This is a genomic window from Pseudonocardia sp. ICBG601 (assembly GCF_020496245.1).
In genome coordinates this window covers 1-19,144 of record NZ_JAHLJA010000149.1, presented here as the reverse complement: position 1 = coordinate 19,144, position 19,144 = coordinate 1, and the positions used below count along the sequence as shown (strand labels likewise).

Below are 19,144 nucleotides of genomic sequence, written 5' to 3'. Positions count from 1 at the left end.
TTCAGCGGTTCAGGTAGCCGGCGTCGACCGGGAAGGTCACCCCGGTCACGTACCGGCCCTCGTCCGAGGCCAGGTAGACCAGCGCATTGCTGATGTCGACCGGCTCGACGAGGGGGACCGGCATGGGGTTCTGGTAGTTCGGGCTGCCCGCGATCTCGGGGAACGCCTCCGTGAACGCGCCGTAGGGCTCGTTGACGACCATCGGGGTGTTCACGCCGGTGGGGTGCACCGTGTTCACCCGGATCGAGTGCTTCGCCAGCTGGGACGCGTAGAGCCGCATCAGCCCGACGACGCCGTGCTTCGCGGCCGAGTAGGCGGCCTGCCCGGGGACCGTGCTCAGCCCGATCGCGGAGAGCCCGGCCGCGGAGCTGGTGATCTGGACCGAACCGCCGCGGCCCCGCTCGACCATCCCCGGCAGGCAGACCTCCATGGTGTGCCAGACCCCGGTGAGCAGGGTGTCGATCCCGTCGAACCAGGCCTGACGCTGCTCGCCCTCGTTGATCACCGGCATGATCCCGGCGTTCGGCAGGACGGTGTCGATGTGGCCGAACTCCTGCACACCCGCGTCGTGGGCGTCCTGGAGTGCCGCGCGGTCACGGACGTCGGCGACGCGGGCGACGATCCGGCCACCCACGGCCTCGACGAGCGAGACGGTCTCGTCGAGGTCGTCCTTGGTGGCCATCGGGTAGAAGACGGTCGGGATCTGCTCGCAGATGTCGACCGCGACGACCGCGGCCCCCTCCTCCGCGAACCGGACGGCGTGGGACCGTCCCTGCCCCCGTGCCGCTCCGGTGATGAACACGACCTTGCCGTCGAGCCTGCCCATGGAAGTGCTCCCTCATGCCGGGGGGGGGACGGCCGGGGTCCGGTTCGACCACGGCCCCGTCACCGCGAACGAGCCGCAGCCTATTGGCATTAGGTGAGCGTTGTCCACACGTGTTAGCTTCCGGCCGACGGCACGGCGGCGGGAGTGGCACAGACATGGATCTTCGGTGGTCGGAGGAGGATCTGGCGTTCCGGGACGAGGTCCGGGCGTTCCTCGACGAGCGGCTCACACCGGACCTGCGGCGCGCCGGCAGCCTGATGACCAGCGTGTACGCCGATCACGATGCGAGCATGAGGTGGCAGGCGATCCTGCACGAACGCGGCTGGGCCGCCCCGGCGTGGCCGGTCGAGCACGGCGGCTGCGACTGGTCGGTCGCCCAGCACTACCTGTTCACCCGCGAGTCCGTGCTCGCCGGGGCGCCGCCCCTGTCACCGATGGGGATCTCCCAGGTGGCCCACGTGCTCGTCGAGTTCGGGACCCCGGAGCAGAAGGCATACTTCCTGCCGCGGATCCTCAGCGGCGAGATCTTCTTCTGCCAGGGCTACTCCGAGCCCGAGTCGGGCTCCGACCTGGCCTCGTTGTCGATGACGGCCGAGGACGACGGCGACCACCTCGTGTGCAGCGGGAGCAAGATCTGGACCACGCACGCGCACGAGGCCAACTGGATGTTCTGCCTGGTGCGGACCAGCCGTACTGGCAGAAAGCAGCAGGGCATCACCTTCCTCCTGATCGACATGACCTCGCCGGGCATCGAGGTCCGCCCGCTCGTCATGACCTCGGGGGAGGTCGTGCAGAACCAGGAGTTCTTCGACCGGGTCCGGGTGCCCAAGACCAACGTGATCGGCCGCATCGACGACGGCTGGACGGTGGCGAAGTACCTGCTCGAGTTCGAGCGCGGCGGGGTGGCCGCCGCGCCCGGCCTGCAGGTCATGGCCGAGCAGGTGGCCCGCGCGGCGAGCACCCAGCCCGGTGCCGACGGGCGACCGCTGATCGACTCGCCGGTGTTCGCCGACAGGCTGGCGGACGCCCGCATCCGGATCGACGTGCTCGAGGTCCTGGAGTTCCGGGTGCTGTCGACCGTGGCCGCGGGCGGCAACCCGGGCACGGCCTCGTCGATGCTGAAGATCCTGGCGACGGAGCTGAGCCAGACCCTCACCGAGCTGCTGCTGGAGGCGGCCGGGCCACGGGGCCGGGCCTACCAGCCGCACGCGACCAGCCCGGGCGGCGCGGTCTCCGAATTCGCACCACCGGCCGACGGCTACGTCGGGGGCGAGGCCTGGCAGGCGGTCGCGCCGCTGCGCTACCTGAACGACCGGGCCGGCTCCATCTACGCCGGCAGCAACGAGATCCAGCGGAACATCATCGCGAAGGCAGCTCTGGGACTCTGATGGACTTCACCCTCACCGCGGAGCAGACCCTGCTGCGCGACGCGCTCGCCGGCTTCCTCGCCGACCGGCACGACATCGCGACCAGCCGCACGGCCCTCGGCTCCGACGCCGGTCACCGGCCCGAGCTGTGGCGGGCCTTCGCCGACGAGCTGGGCATCCTCGGCGCGGCGCTGCCCGAGAGCGTGGGCGGCTCCGGCGGCGGCCCGGTCGAGACGATGGTCATCGCCGAGGAGCTGGGCCGGGCCCGGGTCCTGGAGCCCTACGTGGAGAGCGTGGTGCTCGGCGGCGGCGTGCTCCGGCGGGTGGACGCCGCTCCGCTCCTCACGGCCCTCGCCTCGGGCGGGGCCCGGATCGCGCCCGCCCTGCTCGAACCGGGATCGGGCCACACCGCGCACGACGTCACGATGACCGCCCGCCGCGACGGCGGGGACTGGGTGCTGGACGGGGCCAAGGCCGTCGTCGTCGGCGCACCGCACGCCACGCACCTGCTGCTGAGCGCCCGCACCGCCGGGGACCGTCGCGACGAGGACGGCATCTCCCTGTTCGCCGTACCGTTCGACGCGGCCGCGCCGCCGGCCGGGATGCGCGTGCACCCCTACCGCACGATCGACGACCGGCACGCGGCCGACCTCGAGCTCGACGGCGTCCGGCTCCCGCCCGATGCGCTGCTCGGCGACGAGGGACAGGGCTGGACCGTGCTGTCCCCCGCGCTGGACGAGGCGGTCGCGGCCGTCTGCGCGGAGGCCGTCGGCTCCCTGCGGACGGTGCTGGCCGACACCGTCGCCTACACCAAGGAACGCCGCCAGTTCGGTCAGCCGATCGGCTCGTTCCAGGCCCTGCAGCACCGCATGGTCGACATGTACCTCGAGCTCGAACAGGCGGTGTCGGCGACCTACCTCGCCACGCTGCGCCTGGAAGCACCGCCCGCCGAGCGCGCCCGCGCGGTGTCCGCGGCGAAGGTCACCGTCGCCCGGGCGGCACGCTTCGTCGGTCAGAACGCGGTCCAGCTCCACGGTGGGATGGGGATGACCCAGGAGCTCGCCATCGGCCATCACTTCACCCGGCTGACCGTCGTCGAACGCGAGTTCGGCACCGCCGACGACCACCGGTCGCGCTACGCGCGGCTCTCCCCGGCGCCCGGTGGCGCCGACAGCTGAGCAGGGTGCACCGTGGACACCCGGTGGAACCGGCGTCCGCTCCCCCGGGCGAGGCGCCCGGACCGGGATCGGGCGTCCGCCGGCATCCGCGGTGGACCGATGTCACGTCACGATGGGACGACCATGAAGCGAAACCTGACCTGCCCCTGCGGGGCCCGGATCACCGGTACCGACGAGGACGACCTGGTCCGCCTGACCCAGGAACATCTCGCCGAGTTCCACCCCGGCCACGAGTACAGCCGCGACGAGATCCTCTTCATCGCGTACTGACGGTCCCGATCGGTCCGCGGGCCGCCGAACGCCCGCGGCATCGGCCACGGCGACCGGGTCGGGGTGTGGGCGGCGAACCGCCACGAGTGGGTCGTCCTGCAGTACGCGGCGGCGCGCATCGGCGCGGTACTCGTCGCGCTGAACCCGACCTACGAGCGGGCCGAGCTCGGCCAGGCGCTGCGGCACTCGGGCACCCGGTTGCTCTTCCACGCCGCGCGGTACCGCGGGACCGACTGCGCCGAGCTGGTCGCCGACGTCGCGACGACCTGCCCCGAGCTGCAGGGTGCGGTGACCTTCGAGCGGGACTGGGCCGAGTTCGACGCCGCGGAGCCCACCGGGGTCGCGGAGGCCGAGCGGCGGGTCGATCCCGGCGACCCGGTGGCGATCCAGTTCACCTCGGGCACGACCGGCCGGCCCAAGGGCGCCACCCTGACCCACCACAACCTGCTCAACAACGGCCACCTCGTCGGTGCGCAGGCCGGGTTCTCCGAGCAGGACCGGATCTGTGTGCCGGTACCGCTGTTCCACTGTTTCGGGATGGTGCTCGGCACGCTGGGTGCTGGCTCGCACGGTGCGACGCTGGTCCTGCCCGGGGGGCCCTTCGACGCCCGGCGGACCCTGCGGAGCATCGTCGCCGAGCGGTGCACGGCCGTCTACGGCGTGCCGACCATGTTCCGCGCGCTGCTCGAACACCCGGACCTGGCCGGCTCGGACGTCGGCTCGCTGCGTGGCGGGCTGATCGGGGGCGCACCGTGCCCGCCGGAGCTGCTGGCCTCGATCCGCGACCGGCTGCACGTCCCGCGGCTGTCCACCGTGTGCGGCATGACCGAGACCTCGCCGATCTCCACCCAGACGCTGCCCGAGGACCCGCCGGACGTGCGGGACCACACCGTCGGACGGCCGACCCCGCACGTCGAGGTCACGATCGTCGACCCCGCCACCGGCCGGGTCGTGCCCGTCGGGACACCCGGCGAGCAGTACACCCGCGGCTACGGCGTCATGCGCGGCTACTGGGCGGACGACGCGGCGACCGCCGAGGCGATCGATCCGGCGGGCTGGATGCGCACCGGCGACCTGGCCGTCATGGACGAGCGGGGGGTCGTGACCGTGGTGGGACGGATCAAGGACGTCATCATCCGCGGCGGGGAGAACATCCACCCCGGCGAGATCGAGGAGGTACTGCGCGGCCATCCGGGGGTCAGCGACGCCCAGGTGATCGGCGTCCCGCACGACTACTACGGGGAGCAGGTCATGGCCTGGGTCCGGCCGAACCCCGGCTCCGAACCCGCCGTATCCGAGCTCGTCGAGTTCTGCACGGGCCGCATCAGCCGGTCCAAGATCCCGGCGCTGTGGCGCCTGACCGACTCCTTCCCCACCACCGCGAGCGGAAAGATCCAGAAGTTCCGCATGCGCCGGATCGCGATCGACGAGCTCGGCTCCGGAGAGCAGCTCGCGACCGTCCCGGCCCACGCCGACCACGGTGACCTCCACGCGGTGACGATCCCTACGGAGCCCAGACCATGACCTCCACCGGCGCGACGCAGCGCAACCCGATGAGCCGTGTCGCCTTCGCGAGCATGACCGGCACCGTGATCGAGTTCTACGACTTCTTCATCTACGGCACCGCCGCGGCGCTGGTGTTCAACAAGGTCTTCTTCCCCGAGCTGGGGGCGGCCGAGGGAACCCTGCTGGCACTGGCCACCTTCGGCGTCGCGTTCGTCGCCCGACCGTTCGGGTCGGTCCTGTTCGGACACTTCGGCGACCGGATCGGTCGCAAGCGCACCCTGGTCACGACGTTGCTGCTCATGGGGGCGTCGACCGTCGCGATCGGGCTGCTGCCCTCGACCGGCGCGATCGGCGCCCTCGCACCGATCCTGCTGGTGGTCCTGCGGATCCTGTAGGGCCTCGCGGTCGGCGGCGAGTGGGCGGGGGCGACGCTGCTCACCGCGGAGAACGCCCCCAAGGCCCAGCGCGGGAAGTACGCGCTGTACCCCCAGCTGGGGCCGTCGGTCGCGTTCTCCCTCGCCAGCGCCACCTTCCTGGTCACCGCACTGACCATGTCGGACGAGGCGTTCCTCGCCTGGGGCTGGCGTCTGCCCTTCATCGGGAGCGCCCTGCTGATCGGGGTGGGACTGTTCGTCCGGCTCCGAATCGAGGAGTCGGACGCGTTCGAGGCGACGAAGGCGTCCGGCTCGGTGGCGAAGCTGCCGGTCCTCGAGGCGGTCACCCGCCAGCCGCGTGAGGTGTTCCTCGGCGCGTTCGTCACGACGACCGTCTTCGCGTTCTTCTACATCGGCGTGACCTACCTGACCACGTACGGGACCGCGGTGCTGGAGCACCCGCGGACGACGGTGCTCGCACTGGGCATCATCGGCGGTGCCGTCTTCGCCGTCACCACGATCATCGGTGCGGTGGCCTCGGACCGGCGAGGGCGCAGGCGACTCGTGCTCACCGGGAACCTCGCCTCCGTGGTCGTCGGGCTGATCGCCTTCCCCGTTCTCGACATCGGCACCGTCTGGTCGTTCGGGCTCGGGATGTGCCTGGTGCTCGGGGTGGTCGGATTCGCCTACGGGCCGGTCGGGGCGATGCTCCCCGAGCTGTTCAGCGCGCAGTACCGCTACACCGGAGCAGGACTGGCCTACAACCTCGCCGGGGTGCTGGGCGGCGCGGTGACACCGCTGGTCGCCACCGCGCTCGTCGCGTCCTACGGGAGCATGGCCATCGGCTTCTACCTGGCGTTCCTGGCCCTGGTCAGTGCGCTGTGCACGCTCGGCCTGCCCGACACCCGGCACGTCGAGATGGTCACCGCCACCTCCGGGGCCTCCGCCGGGGGTCGTCAGGGCACGGTGCCCGCGCCCTGACGAGGGGTCACGGGCGCCGGGCGCGTTCTCCGGCACGTCGACGACGACCGTCGACGTGCCGGGGTTCGATGGAGGGTTGCCATCGGTCCGGGGTGCAGGTTCGATGCCAGGCGCGAGTACGACATGGACTCGTTCGGCTCGTTTATCGACAAGCTCAACGGGCAAGACGGGTAGGACGGACCGCCAGCTCTCGCCGGATAACCTCGATAAGGGCAGTTTGGTGGTCTACTGCCGAATCGAGAGCAGCCTCCCAGGCAGGCGGCAGCTTTCCATGATCGACAGAACGACGAGCTTCATCCAGCTCGTTGGTCTTCGAGAAGAAGACCCCTGCCATCGAAGCAACAGACGGTTCACCGAGCGCTTGGGCCTGAATCTGGAGGGCAACGAAGTCAATGTAGGTCCGATTGAAGCTGCCAATGCCCTCAGAAGCGGATTCGAGAAGCTCCATGGCTTTCTCAGCAGGTCCGCGTACAGAACGTGGACTCGCTCTACAAGGGCACGCTCGCGCTCATGCTCGATACGACGCTCGGCGTCGCGATCGGCCCGACGGTCCGCCGCACGCTGGGTCCACAGGACACCGACGAGCGTCAGGGTCGGAGTCAGGACCGTGACCCACAGGGGTGTGGTGGCGGAGGTGGCGGAGGTGGCGGAGGTGGCGGCCTCGGCGGCGAGGATCATCCGGCGACCGTACTGATCTGGCGATCCGGTCTGGCACTGGTTGACTACGCCGTGTGTGGATGGCGACGGACGGGCCCTCAACCGCGCGGGCCAGGTCGTCGCCGTCCGAGGCGAACGCCGCGGCCAGCCGGGCCGTCGTCCGATCCGACGGACGCGCCCGCCTGTTCTCCAGGTCAGCGATCAGCCCGACCCCCACACCCGACAGCTCGGAGAGCCGGGCCTGGGTCCACCCGCGGCGGGCCCGCTCGGCGAACACGTGCGCGCCCAGGGTCCGGGCCAGCCGGGCCCGCTCCTCACCGACGACAAGGCCTCGACGATCCACGCCCGCGCGGGAGGAACCCTCGGGGCGGCCCGGCGCAACGCGCGCGGGCTGTAGAGGCGCTGCGGCGTCAGCGTGAACGGCACGACCGCGACCGGGCGCGATGGGGCGAGGCCTCTGCCGGTCACGACCTGGTGTTCGCCCGGGAGAACGGCGCGCCGCTGCGCCCGGAGTACGTACTGCGGAAGTTCCGGGCGCTCACCGACGCGGCGGGACTCCCCCGGGTGCGGGTGCATGAACTGCGGCACCTCGCGACGTCAATGATGATCGCGGGGGGGGGAGGGAGTCCTCCTGCCGATCGTGAGCCAGACCCTGCGCTACAGCGCCGTCTCGATCACCTCGGACGTGTGCTCCTACCTGACCGCCGACGTAACCGGGGAGGCCGTGGACGCGATGCAGGACGCGCTCGACGCGGCCGAGGCCGAGGCGCGTGCTGCGGCGCGGGCCCGCGAGGCGTTCGGCGCACATACCGAATACCCCTCGCACACACAGGGCGCACACAACGGGGGTTCGATCATGGAATGACCCCGTAGGCGATCGCACCCGAAGATCACCGTTGTGAGTATCGAAGTACTGAGTATCCCCAGGCAGACAGCGAAAAGGGCGGCCCCTCCGACAGGAGAAACCGCCCCAGTTCGACCGTCGGGACGACAGGATTTGAACCTGCGACCCCTTGACCCCCAGGGTCTTTTCACGGTGACCCTGACCAGGGGAAACGCACGTCCTTGCAGGCCAGGTGGTGCGTTACGGTGCGGTTTGATGTCGTTGGATTCAGCCCCGTGCAGGGGCCTTGCTCCACGATTGCTCCAGCCAACCGGTCAATGAGTCTTCACGCCGCTCATCGCCGATCGGACAGATCGCTGTCGTTCGAATGCCGAATCGGCCGCCGCTGGCCCTCGGCGTGACCGTCGACCAGGGCCAACAGGTCGGCAAACAGCTCTTCCTCTCCGGGGTGACCGCGGGCCCGGCGGAGGGCGGGCCGCGCGACACGGCGACCGAGGGGCGCATGATCGAGATCTGGGAGTGCCGCTCCGCCCACCTGATCGCAGCGCCGCCCGGTCGCACCGGGTCGTGGAGCGCGGGTGGCACTCCTGGGCGACGAGTTGCTGGTCCCGGTTCGTGGGATCGGACCCGTCCGCGTCGGGGTCCTAGCCATCTGCGCGACGCTGTGGACACTGCCGTGCGCGCGTTTGATCATCGACCCTGGTGGTGACCGACGGCGGACTCGTCGTCGCCCGTTGTGCCCACGGCACGCTGATCCTGGTAGACCCGGCGGCGGGTACCGTTCGGTGTCCTGCTGATCTCCTGCCACCGCAGGCGCCCAGCTCCACCGCACGTGCGACGGCCATGACCATTCGTGAACATGCTGGCTCTGGCTCTGGCTCCGCCGCAGCTGCTCGATCAGATCCAGGTCGGACGCCGGACGATCATCCGGAGTTTCCCGTTCCGGACCGGGGAGCTCCGCGCGCCCACGCATCCCGTCTCACGGTACGGACGAGCCGTCGGGACGGGTGTCGGTCTCAGGTCCGCCCGCCGCTGCGGGCCTCGACGATGCGTCGCAGCTTGGTGCCCATGTGCAGCGCCAACCGCCCGTTCCCGTCCTGCATCGAGACCCCGGACAACGACTCGATCCGCCCGAGTCGGTAGTACAGCGTCGATCGGTGGATCTGTAGGCGCGCGGCGGTCCGGGTCGCCTCGCAGCCCTCGTCGAGGTAGACCTCCAGCGTCTCCGCCAGGCCGGGCCCCGACTCGTGGGCGAGCAGATTGCGCAGCGGACCCGGATACAGCGACGGTCGGAGTTCGTCGTCGGGTAGGCGCAGCAGGACGGCGAAGACCCCCAGGTCGTCCTCGCCGACGATGTCGCCGAGTGCGGGGAGCATTGTCGCCGCGCGCACGGTCAGCAGGGCGACGTCGTAGGAGTCGACGGTGGCATCGGTCCCCACACCGGATCTCCCGAGGCCCGCGACGACCCGGCTCCGGCAGAGCCTCGCCGCCTCCGCGACCGCCTGGGTGGCCACGGAGCGGGGCGTCCCCGTCATGGTCGCCTCGCCGGTCAGGACGAGGACGGCCCTGGTCGCCACCACGGACAGCAGGGGGCGTGAGATCCCGTGGTCGCGGGCGGCCCGCTCCACTCCCGCGGCCAGACCCGACTCACACACGTCCGTCTCGTGCCCGGCCTCGGCAACGTCGACCACCAGCGTGACGACCGGCGCGGTCCCCTCGACGCCGAGCTCGGCACCCAGCGCAGTGCGGGCGAGGGCACGCGTAGCGGCGGCGGGCGCGACGAGGTCACGGACGAGCTCCCCACGCCGCCGGCCGTCCTGCTCGTGGATCACCAGCCGCCGGTACATCAGCAGCCCGACCTCGGCGGCGGCCGCCGCGGCGAGGTCGACCTCCCACTCCTGCACTCCGTCGTCGATGAGGAACAGGTGGCCGAAGGGGATGCCGTGCGCCCGCGCGGGACAGACGACACGGGCTTTGAAGCCGAAGTCCGGAGCCGCCGGGGTCCGTCCCGGCGCACGCCAGTCGTAGATGCCATGGGCGCGGAAGTGCGCCATGACCCGCGGGTCCGACTCGCGCTGGATGAGTGCGTGGACACGCATGTCGTCCTCGTCACCGAAGTGCCGGCTGACGGCGACCAGACGGCCCCGGCCGTCGTCGACCGCGACCGACCGGCCCAATCTCGCCGCGAGCGCGTCGACGACCTGCTGGAGGCCGTCGGCCACCGCCCCGGTCGGCAGGTCCGGGCCTCCCGGTCCCCGGGCTCGCGGGGCCGTCACCGGCGGACGGGGCCGCGGGTGACGACCGCAAGGTCGGTGGTCACGTCAGTCCCCCGGTCACATCGGTGCGTCGGCGTTCGAGCGTCCGAAGGTATGCGCCCCCAGCAGAGGGGTCAACGGTAGGCGACGGCGGCGCGGTGAGACGGATCATCAGTTCATAGAGCTGCATCCGACACCGTGTCGGAGTGAAGGGTCCGAGGTTCGGACGGTGGCCGGAAGCCGCCACCGCGCTCTCGCTGACACCGTCGTCGGTACGCGCCGCTGGCCACGCGGAGCGTTGCCGCACAGTCGCGGCACGGCACCCGAATCCGGAGTCCCGATGTCCCACAATGTGCTCGAAGACGCGCCGTTGTCCCGCTTCCACAAGAAGCTTGCGCTGTTCTCGTCGGGCGGACCGTTCCTCGACGGCTACGTGCTGTCGATCATCGGTGTCGCCCTCGTCCAGGCTTCACCGACGCTGGGCCTCACCCCGTCCGAGGAGGGTCTGGTCGGTGCCGCCGCGCTGATCGGCATCTTCCTCGGGGCGTTCGTCGGCGGGTGGCTGACCGATATCTTCGGACGGCATCTGCTGTTCACGATCGACCTCATCGCGATCATCGTCTTCTCGGCCCTGCAGTTCTTCGTCACCGACGCGTTCTGGCTGATCGTCATGAGGCTGCTCGTCGGCGTCGCCGTCGGCGCCGACTACCCGATCGCCACGTCCCTGCTCGCGGAGTTCTCGCCGCGGAAGTACCGCGGTCCGCTGCTGGGCGCGTTCGTCACCATGTGGTTCGTCGGGGCGGCCGCGGCCTACCTGGTCGGCGAGCTGCTGCTGGCCCACGAGGACGGCTGGCGCTGGATGCTCGCGAGCGCCGCGCTCCCGGGCCTGATCATCGTGCTCTGCCGGATCGGCACGCCGGAGTCGCCGCGGTGGCTGCTGAAGAAGGGGCGCACCGAGGAGGCCACGGCCGTCATGAAGAAGGTCTTCGGCCCGGACGCCTCGGTCGACGACATCGAGCCCGAGGTCCAGGAGAACCTGCGGATCGGTGCCCTGCTCCGGGCCGGCTACGGCAAGCGGATGCTGTTCATCACGCTGTTCTGGACGTGCTCGATCGTCCCGCTGTTCGCCATCTACGCGTTCGGCCCGAAGATCCTCGGGGCACTGAGCCTGGAGGAGGGCGCGGACACGATCGGCGCGGCCGTCATCACCGTGATGTTCATGGTCGGCTGCGTGGTCTCGTTGCTTCTGGTGAACCGGATGGGCCGCCGGTCGCTGATCATCCACAGCTTCCTGTGGGCCGGCCTGGCGATGCTGCTGCTCGGCATCTTCCCGGACGCCCCCACCCTTGTGGTCATGGGTCTGTTCGTCGCCTACGCCGTGTTCATCGGTGGCTCCCAGATCCTCCAGTGGATCTACCCGAACGAGCTGTTCCCGACCGAGATCCGAGGCGCCGCGGTGGGTCTGGCCTCGTCGCTGTCGCGGATCGGAGCAGCTGTCGGGACGTTCCTCGTCCCGCTGTCGCTGTCCGGTCTCGGGATCGGCCCCACGATGCTCATCGGTGCGGTGATCACGCTGCTGGGGCTGGTCGTGTCCTGGCTCTGGGCACCCGAGACCCGCGACCTCGGTCTGGGCGAGGCGGCCGCGCTCGGCGCCGCGGACTCCCGGGCACGGTCCGCGGTCAGCTCCTCCGACGCACCGTCGTCCTGACCCGGTCGACCCGGTCCCCCGGGGCCAGTTCGAACCCCCGCACCGCGAGAACCGTTCCGCCCGTAACAGCACACGAGGAGTACGACGTGAAGGACGTAGTGATCGTCGGAGCCGGCTTGTCCGGTCTGGCGGCGGCCTGGCGCCTGCGCCACTGGGACACCGTGGTGCTGGAGTCCGGCGACAGGGTTGGGGGGCGGATCCGCTCGGAACGGCGTGGACCGTACTTCCTCAACTGGGGTGGGCACGTCTTCGCCGGGGCGAACACCGCGACCGCGGCCCTGCTGGGCGAGACCGGTGTCGGCTCGGTGAAAGTGCCGGGTTCGCTCACGGGGCTCGCGATGAACGGCAAGCTCCTGCTCAAGGGCCGGGTCGAGAGCTACCCGGTGCGCATCCCGATGTCGATCGCGTCACGGATCGCCCTGGTCCGTGCCGGCGCCAGGGTCGGTCTCGACGTCCTGCGCTACGCCCGCGCAGTCTCCGTCCGCCCCGGCGAGAGCCCCCGGGCCCGGCAGGAGCGCATCTACGCCTTCGAGAACGACCGGACCTTCGCCGAGTACACCGGCTCATTGCCCGAGGACGCCGAGGCCCTGTTCCGGCCCACCGTCACGCGTTCGGCCGCCGACCCCGACGAGCTGGCCGCCGGCGCCGGGATCGGCTACTTCAGCCTGGTCTGGAACATCGGCCAGGGCCTGGACCGCAGCATCTCCGGCGGCCCGTCCGTGCTCACCGAGACCATCGCCGCGTCGATGCGTGACCGGATCCGACTCGGCGCCCACGTCCAAGAGGTCGTGCACCGCCGCGAATCGGTCGTCGTCCGCTACACCTGCGACGGGGTCGACCACGAGGTCGAGGGCCGCACCGTCGTCCTCGCCGCGCCCGCACCGGTCGCGCACCGCGTCGGCGTGGACCTGCCCGGTGACGTTCGAGAGGCGCTGTCGAAGATCGTCTACGGGCCCTACGTCAGCGCCGCGTTCCTGACCGACGAGACCGGTCCTCGCCCGTGGGACGGTGCCTACGGAATCGCCACACCCAAGCGGTCGTTCAACGTCGCCCTCAACATGGGCAACATCGCCCGCGGCGCCGAGACCACCCACCGCCGGCCGGGCGGCAGCCTGATGACGTTCTCCCCCGCCGGCCTGGCCCGCACCCTCCTCGACCGGTCCGACGACGAGATCCTCGACATCTACACCCGCGATCTCGATCAGGTGCTGCCCGGCTCCGCGGACGTCATCTCCGAGGCCCACGTCCAGCGCTGGCCCACCGGAGCCCCGTACTGCTTCCCGGGGCGCGGTGCCCTGCAAGCGGCCCTCACCCGACCGGCCGAACGCGTGTTCCTGGCCGGCGACTACCTCGGCACGCTCTACACCGAGACCGCCGTCTCCTCCGGCTTCACCGCCGCGCAGGAGGCCGCCGGCGTCCTCGCGACCGAACGTCAGACCCGCGGCGGACGCCGTGCGGAGGCGCCGGTCGTCGCCTCCGCCGTCGCGTCCTGAGACCGACCACCGGCATCCGTCCACACCGTCCACCGTCAGGAGAAATCGACATGACCCAGCACCTGCAGGGCGTCCTCACCGCGCTCGCCACCCCTTTCGACGCCGACGGCGCCGTCGACGTCGACGCACTCCGGTTCCTCGTCGACCGCTCGATCGACGGGGGTGTCGACGGCCTCGTGGCCTGCGGCTCCACCGGCGAGTTCGCCGCGCTGAGCACCGACGAGCGACGCCTCGTCGTCGACACCGTCGTGGAGCACACCGCGGGTCGGGTACCCGTGGTCGCCCAGACCGGCGCCACCAGCACCGCGGAGGCGATCCGGCTGACCGACGAGGCCCGGATCTCCGGCGCCGACGTCGCCATGCTCGTGACGCCCTACTACGAGCCGCTGACCGTGCCCGAGACCGTCGACTACCTGCGCGAGGTCGCCGGGGCGACGGATCTGCCCGTCATGCTCTACAACATCCCCGCGGCCACCGGAGTCAACCTCGACCCCGACACCGTCGGCACTCTCGCTCGCGAGATCGACACCATCCGCTACGTTAAGGACTCCAGCGCGAACATGGAGCAGGCGCTGCAGCTCATCCACCACCACGCCGACCACGTCGCCACGTTCGTCGGCTGGGACAGCCTGATCCACGCCTCGCTGGTGGAGGGCGCGGCCGGTGTCCTCGCGGGCGCCGCGAACGTCGTACCGGCCGAGATCGTCGCGGTCTACCGGGCGGTGCGCCACGGCGACCACGACCGGGCCCTCGCGGCGTGGAAGCACGTGTACCCGGTGATCGACGCGCTCATCTCGGTACCGTTCATGCCCGCGATCAAGAGCGCGCTGGCCTCGCTGGGCCACCCCGTCGGCTCACCGCGACGCCCCGTCGCCGACCTCACACCGGTGCAGGCACGGCACATCGAGAAGCGACTCGCCGCACTCTGAGGCGAGGACGGTCAGTGCCGTCGTCCACACGCGCGGGCGGCAGCCCTACCCGGTCACGGCGCACCGCGACCCGTCCGGGAACGTCACCGGCGACGGCCGGGATCAGACGGGTGCCGCATGTGCGTGGCTAGTCGGCCCGCATCGTGTTGCTCACCGGCGCCCTCCAGATCCCCACCAAGGCGTCGACGAGACCGTCCGCAGCCTCGTCCCATGACGACCGCGGCGTGGGCAGTCCGTCGGCCAGCGCCCGCTCCCGCTCCGCGAAGTGGTGCACCAGCAGTTGACGGCAGATGTCGCCGCGCTCGAGCCGCACATCGGGCGGGAGCGTCGGCAGCGCGCTGTTCAGTCCGTCGAGGACGGTGGTCAGCGACCGGGACCCGAGCGACTCCCCCACCATGACCTCGCGGAACTCGGGATCGGTCATGACCTGCGCTCCGAACCGGGCGTACCAGGTCGGCACCCGCTGCTCGGCCAGGTGCTCGGCGACCGGGCGCACCAGACAGTCCACCCAGCCGCGCACGCCCGGTGCGGGACCGAGCGCGGCCACCATCGCCTCGCGTCGCGCGTCCATCGCAGCGGCGTGCCTTCGGACCAGCGCCCGTACGAGGTCGGCCTTCGTGCCGAAGTGGTAGCCGACGACGGTGTTGTTGCCCTGCCCCGCCGCCTCGGCGACGGCACGGTTGGACACCGCACGCACCCCGTGTTCGGCGAAGAGCCGCTCCGCCGCATCCAGGATGCGTTTGCGGGTCGCCCCCGCCCGGTCCACGTGTTGCCGGTCCACTCTGTCCATCTCGCCTCCCTCTCCGCAGACAGTCAACTACCCGCACTTGATTTCAGTCAACTGATTGACTTAGCGTTCGTGACATGACTCGTCCCGACACGACGCCCGGTTCCCCGCCGACCGGGCCCGTCCCCGGGGAACGCGCCCCGGCGTTGGTCGCCGTCCTCGCCGCGGCCGGCATCGTGGTCTCGCTGCAACAGACCGTGGTGATCCCGTTGGTCCCGCTGTTCCCGCGGCTGCTCGGCGCCGATCCGGCCGACACCGCCTGGATCGTCACCGCAACCCTGCTCGCGGGCGCCGTCGCCGTTCCCGTCGTGGGCCGTCTCGCCGACATGGTCGGCAAGCGCCGCATGCTCCTGGTGTGCCTGGGGGTGCTGGTCATCGGCTCGACCGTCGCCGCGCTCAGCGCCACGCTGGTCCCGCTCCTCGTGGGCCGGGTGCTGCAAGGGCTGGCCGCGGGTGTCGTCCCGCTCGGCATCAGCCTGATGCGCGACCTGCTCCCGGCCGAGCGGGTCGGGTCGGGCACCGCGACGATGAGCGCCTCGCTCGGCGTCGGTGGCGCGCTGGGCCTGCCCCTGTCGGCGCTGGTCGTGCAGGCCACGGACTGGCACGCGTTGTTCTGGGCCGCCGCCGCGCTCGGAGCCGTCGTCATCACCCTCGTCGCCCGCCTGGTGCCGGAGTCGCCGCAGCGCACCGGCGGCCGGTTCGACCTGCTCGGGGCCCTTCTGCTCTCGGTCGCGCTGGTCACGTTGCTGCTGGCCGTGTCCAAGGGTGGCGGCTGGGGCTGGGCCGCACCGCCGACACTGTGGCTGCTCAGCGCCGCCGCCCTCGCACTCGCACTGTTCTGCCTGCACGAGCTGCGCACCCCCGAACCGTTGATCGACCTGCGGGTCAGCCGGCGCCGTCCGCTGCTGCTCACCAACATCGCCTCCGCCGTGTTCGGCTTCTCGATGTTCGCGATGTCGCTGGTGTTCCCGCAGCTGCTGCAGCTGCCGAAGGAGACCGGCTACGGGCTCGGGCAGTCGATCCTGGTCGCCGGGCTGGTCCTGGCCCCCGGCGGACTCTGCATGATGGCGATGTCGCCGGTGTCGGCGCGGATCAGTGCCGCCCGCGGGCCGCGGACCACACTGATGGTCGGCGCGGTCGTCGTTGCCACCGGGTACGGACTGGGGGCGGCGTTCCACGCCGCGATCTGGCAGCTCGTGCTCAGCTCGGTCGTCATCAGCTCCGGGGTCGGTCTCGCCTACGGGGCCATGCCCGCGCTGGTCATGGCAGCCGTGCCGGTCACCCAGACCGCGGCCGCCAACAGCCTCAACAACCTGATGCGCGCCATCGGGCTGTCCACCGCCGGTGCCGTCGCGGGTGTGCTGTTGGCCCGCATGACGACGACCGTGGGCGGCGTCGCCGTCCCGACCGAGACCGCGTTCCTCGTCGTGATGCTGCTCGGAGCCGGCTCCGCACTCGTCGCCGTCGCGATCACCGCCGCGATCCCCCGTCGCCCCGCCATCGACTCCGTCCGGGAGGACCACTCATGACCACCACCGAGCTCGATCTGCGCCGCACCGGCTTCGGACCCGCCCCCGCAGCGGAGGCGCTGCGCGACCAGCCCCTCCGCCGGGTACCGACCCCCTTCGGCCCGCAGGCGTGGATGCTGACCCGCCACGCCGACGTCCGCCGGATGCTCGGCGACGCCGACTCCTTCCGCAACGGGTGGACCCCCGCCGACCTGGAGGGCTCCCCGGGCCGCGACCCCCGCCAGCTCTCCGGGGATCGCAGCGGAAACCTCCTCTCGCTCGACCCGCCCGACCACACCCGACTGCGCCGCCTGCTCACCCCCGAGTTCACGGTGCGCCGGATGCGCCGCCTCCAGCCGCGCATCGCGCAGATCGTCGACGACCACCTCGACGCGCTCGAGCACACCGGCTCGCCCGCGGACCTGGTCACCCACTACGCGCTACCCATCCCCTCGCTGGTCATCTGCGAGCTGCTCGGCGTGCCACCGGCCGACCAGGAGGAGTTTCAGACCCGAACCGCCCGCCAACTCGACACGACCACCGGTGAGCAGGAACGAGTCGCGCTCGCCGCCGAAGCGCTGGCCTACATGCAGGACCTCGTCGACCGCGCCCGCCGCGACCCCGGCGAGGACCTGATCGGCATGCTGATCCGCGAGCACGCCGACGCCCTCACCGACGCCGAGCTCGTCGGCGTCGCCAACCTCCTCCTGGTCGCCGGCCACGAGACCACCTCCAACATGCTCAGCCTCGGCACCCTCGCGCTGCTGCGCCACCCCGAGCAGCTCGCCCTCGTCCGCGACGAACCCGAGGCCGTGCCCGCAGCCGTCGAGGAGCTGCTGCGCTGGCTGTCGATCGTCAACTCCGGCTCGCCGCGCCTGGCCGCGCGCGACGTGGAGATCAGCGGCACGACGATCCGCAAGGGGGAACTCGTGCTGTTCCATCTACCCGCCGCGAACCGCGACCCCGAGATCACCGAGCGACCCGGACACCTCGACATCACCCGCCCCCCGACCAACCACGTCGCCTTCGGGCACGGCATCCACCACTGCCTGGGTGCCCCGCTGGCCCGGATGGAGATGAAGGTCGCGTTCCCGGCGCTGCTGCGCCGGTTCCCGGACCTGCGGCTGATCGACGACGGCGACGACGTCGCCTGGGCCGGGCACAGGGCGATCTTCGGGCTGGAGAAGCTCCCGGTCGCCTGGTGACGGAGGCTCTACTGCGATCACGGCATCCCACGGCGACGGCCGGGCTGGGACCAGCCTCGCCCCACGGCCCCGGCTCGCACACCGAACGGGAGCGGATCGCCGCCGCCGAGGTGATCGAGAACGCACACTCAGGGCACGGCGACGATGTGGTTCTGATACGCCCACACCACGGCTTGCAACCGCGAGCTGACGCCCAGTTTGGGTAGCATCCGGGCCAAGTGTGATTTCACCGTCGACGTTTCCACGACCAGCGCATCGGCGATGTCGTAATTGGACATTCCCTGAGCCAGCAGCAGCAGGATCTCGTGCTCGCGCGGGGTCAACAGATCCTCCGCCCGCCGGCCGGCCACGGGCTGTAGACGCCGACGGTGCACGAACTCGCGCAGGATTCGGCGGGTGAGGGTCTGGTCGATGGTGCCCTGGCCGGCCGCGACCTGACGGATCGCGTGCACGATGTCGTCCGGTTCGGAGTCTTTGAGCAGGAACCCGGAAGCGCCCGCCTCCAGTGCCCCGAACACGTAGTCGTCGAGGTCGAAGGTCGTCAGTACGAGCACCGGCACCTGCGGGTCGGCGTGGGGCGAGCACAGCTCGCGGGCCACCTCGATTCCGTTGCGCCCGGGCATACGGATGTCCAGGCACGCCACGTCGGGTACCAGCTCGTGGGCCATCGCCGCTGCCTCGTCGCCGTCGCGGGCAACACCGACCACATCGACATCCGGTTCGGCCCGGAGCAGTGCTGCCAGGCCGGTGCGAACCAGCGGCTGGTCGTCGGCGATCAGGACACGGATCATGCAGAATTCTCCCGGGACGCGCTGCCGGCGCGCAGCGTACCGACCGTCTCGACGAGCGGAACGCGCAGTCGGATCCTCCAGCCGCCCTCTGGTGTCGGGCCGTAGTCCAGGTCGGCGCCGACGAGTTCGGCCCGTTCGGTCATGCCCACCAACCCCAGTCCCCAACCACGTCCCGGGGCGGGTCCGGTCGGGACGCCGTTGGCCACCACCACGGTGAACCACCCATCGCTCTCCTGGCCGATCGCGACCGTGCAGGGCGCCCCCGGTGCGTGCACGCTTGCATTGGCCAACGCCTCCTGCACCGTGCGGTGCACGACCAACTGGGCCAGCGGGCCCGGCTCGGCCAACCGCGTGGGCATCCGCAGCACGACCTCCGTACCGAGCTCACGGCGTGCCTCGACGAGACCGGCCACCGCGTCGAGCGTTCCGGGAGGGCGGGTCACGTCGTCGTCCTCGCCGCACGAG

17 protein-coding genes, 1 tRNA gene and 1 pseudogene are annotated in these 19,144 nt (G+C 71.1%); 11 read left to right on the top strand and 8 right to left on the bottom strand.

Annotated features, from left to right (window positions below; genetic code table 11):
* Position 1: 1 nt before the first annotated feature.
* On the bottom strand, positions 2–826 hold the full coding sequence (locus KPL57_RS45800) for a mycofactocin-coupled SDR family oxidoreductase (protein WP_226349870.1): 825 nt from the start codon (positions 824–826) through the stop codon (positions 2–4).
* 155 nt (positions 827–981) lie between these two features.
* Between KPL57_RS45800 and KPL57_RS45795 the strand changes: the two genes are divergently transcribed.
* From KPL57_RS45795 to KPL57_RS45775, 5 genes and pseudogenes are all read left to right on the top strand, one after another.
* Positions 982–2,214, top strand: a complete 1,233-nt coding sequence (locus KPL57_RS45795) for an acyl-CoA dehydrogenase family protein (protein WP_226349871.1) — start codon at positions 982–984, stop codon at positions 2,212–2,214.
* Positions 2,214–3,371 carry an acyl-CoA dehydrogenase family protein gene (locus KPL57_RS45790; protein ID WP_226349872.1) on the top strand — a complete coding sequence of 386 codons (1,158 nt, stop codon included), beginning with the start codon at positions 2,214–2,216 and terminating at the stop codon, positions 3,369–3,371. The genes KPL57_RS45795 and KPL57_RS45790 overlap by 1 nt, the downstream gene beginning before the upstream one ends.
* 123 nt (positions 3,372–3,494) lie before the next feature.
* A complete protein-coding gene (locus tag KPL57_RS45785) occupies positions 3,495–3,641 on the top strand; it encodes a DUF1059 domain-containing protein (protein WP_226349873.1) in 147 nt (48 codons plus the stop codon).
* Positions 3,642–3,680: 39 nt separating this feature from the next.
* Positions 3,681–5,165: an AMP-binding protein gene (locus KPL57_RS45780; RefSeq protein ID WP_226349883.1), complete on the top strand. Its 1,485-nt coding sequence runs from the start codon at positions 3,681–3,683 to the stop codon at positions 5,163–5,165.
* Positions 5,162–6,502: pseudogene (locus KPL57_RS45775) on the top strand (MFS transporter). The gene KPL57_RS45780 and the pseudogene KPL57_RS45775 overlap by 4 nt, the downstream one beginning before the upstream one ends.
* A 154-nt stretch (positions 6,503–6,656) precedes the next feature.
* Here KPL57_RS45775 and KPL57_RS45770 read toward each other — a convergent pair.
* Together KPL57_RS45770 and KPL57_RS72955 are read right to left on the bottom strand one after the other, a co-directional pair.
* On the bottom strand, positions 6,657–6,950 hold the full coding sequence (locus KPL57_RS45770; protein WP_226349874.1) for a hypothetical protein: 294 nt from the start codon (positions 6,948–6,950) through the stop codon (positions 6,657–6,659).
* 60 nt (positions 6,951–7,010) lie between these two features.
* Positions 7,011–7,436, bottom strand: coding sequence for a helix-turn-helix transcriptional regulator (locus KPL57_RS72955; RefSeq protein WP_226356729.1), 426 nt, complete (start codon positions 7,434–7,436; stop codon positions 7,011–7,013).
* Between the two features lie 363 nt (positions 7,437–7,799).
* On the opposite strand from KPL57_RS72955, the gene KPL57_RS45760 reads away from it, so the two are divergent.
* Complete coding sequence (locus KPL57_RS45760; RefSeq protein ID WP_226349876.1) at positions 7,800–8,024, top strand: hypothetical protein; 225 nt, start codon at positions 7,800–7,802, stop codon at positions 8,022–8,024.
* Positions 8,025–8,144: 120 nt separating this feature from the next.
* On the opposite strand, the gene KPL57_RS45755 is transcribed toward KPL57_RS45760, so the two are convergent.
* Positions 8,145–8,226 (bottom strand) — tRNA-OTHER (locus tag KPL57_RS45755).
* A 793-nt stretch (positions 8,227–9,019) separates the two neighbouring features.
* A complete protein-coding gene (locus KPL57_RS70780) occupies positions 9,020–10,279 on the bottom strand; it encodes a CdaR family transcriptional regulator (protein ID WP_226349877.1) in 1,260 nt (419 codons plus the stop codon).
* Positions 10,280–10,598: 319 nt separating this feature from the next.
* Here KPL57_RS70780 and KPL57_RS45745 point away from each other — a divergent pair, with 319 nt between their 5' ends.
* The 3 genes from KPL57_RS45745 to dapA all read left to right on the top strand — a co-directional run bounded on the left by KPL57_RS45745 (position 10,599) and on the right by dapA (position 14,388).
* On the top strand, positions 10,599–11,966 hold the full coding sequence (locus KPL57_RS45745; RefSeq protein WP_226349878.1) for an MFS transporter: 1,368 nt from the start codon (positions 10,599–10,601) through the stop codon (positions 11,964–11,966).
* Between the two features lie 86 nt (positions 11,967–12,052).
* The gene (locus KPL57_RS45740; RefSeq protein WP_226349879.1) at positions 12,053–13,459 is read left to right on the top strand and encodes an NAD(P)/FAD-dependent oxidoreductase; all 1,407 of its coding nucleotides are present in this window, start codon (positions 12,053–12,055) and stop codon (positions 13,457–13,459) included.
* A gap of 50 nt (positions 13,460–13,509) precedes the next feature.
* Positions 13,510–14,388 (top strand): 4-hydroxy-tetrahydrodipicolinate synthase, encoded by an 879-nt coding sequence (dapA, locus tag KPL57_RS45735; RefSeq protein WP_226349880.1) that lies wholly within the window; start codon positions 13,510–13,512, stop codon positions 14,386–14,388.
* 127 nt (positions 14,389–14,515) lie between these two features.
* Here the strand turns inward: dapA and KPL57_RS45730 are convergent, their stop codons facing one another.
* Complete coding sequence (locus KPL57_RS45730) at positions 14,516–15,178, bottom strand: TetR/AcrR family transcriptional regulator (protein WP_226349881.1); 663 nt, start codon at positions 15,176–15,178, stop codon at positions 14,516–14,518.
* A 74-nt stretch (positions 15,179–15,252) separates the two neighbouring features.
* On the opposite strand from KPL57_RS45730, the gene KPL57_RS45725 reads away from it, so the two are divergent.
* Both KPL57_RS45725 and KPL57_RS45720 read left to right on the top strand, forming a co-directional pair.
* Complete coding sequence (locus KPL57_RS45725; RefSeq protein WP_226349882.1) at positions 15,253–16,704, top strand: MFS transporter; 1,452 nt, start codon at positions 15,253–15,255, stop codon at positions 16,702–16,704.
* On the top strand, positions 16,701–17,888 hold the full coding sequence (locus KPL57_RS45720) for a cytochrome P450 (RefSeq protein ID WP_226356572.1): 1,188 nt from the start codon (positions 16,701–16,703) through the stop codon (positions 17,886–17,888). Before KPL57_RS45725 ends, KPL57_RS45720 begins: the two co-directional genes overlap by 4 nt.
* A gap of 128 nt (positions 17,889–18,016) precedes the next feature.
* Here the strand turns inward: KPL57_RS45720 and KPL57_RS45715 are convergent, their stop codons facing one another.
* Entirely contained in the window at positions 18,017–18,679 is a 663-nt protein-coding gene (locus KPL57_RS45715) for a response regulator transcription factor (protein WP_226356571.1), read from the bottom strand.
* Positions 18,676–19,144: sensor histidine kinase (locus KPL57_RS45710; protein WP_374203874.1), on the bottom strand; the 469-nt coding region annotated here is incomplete at its 5' end. The genes KPL57_RS45715 and KPL57_RS45710, both read right to left, overlap by 4 nt.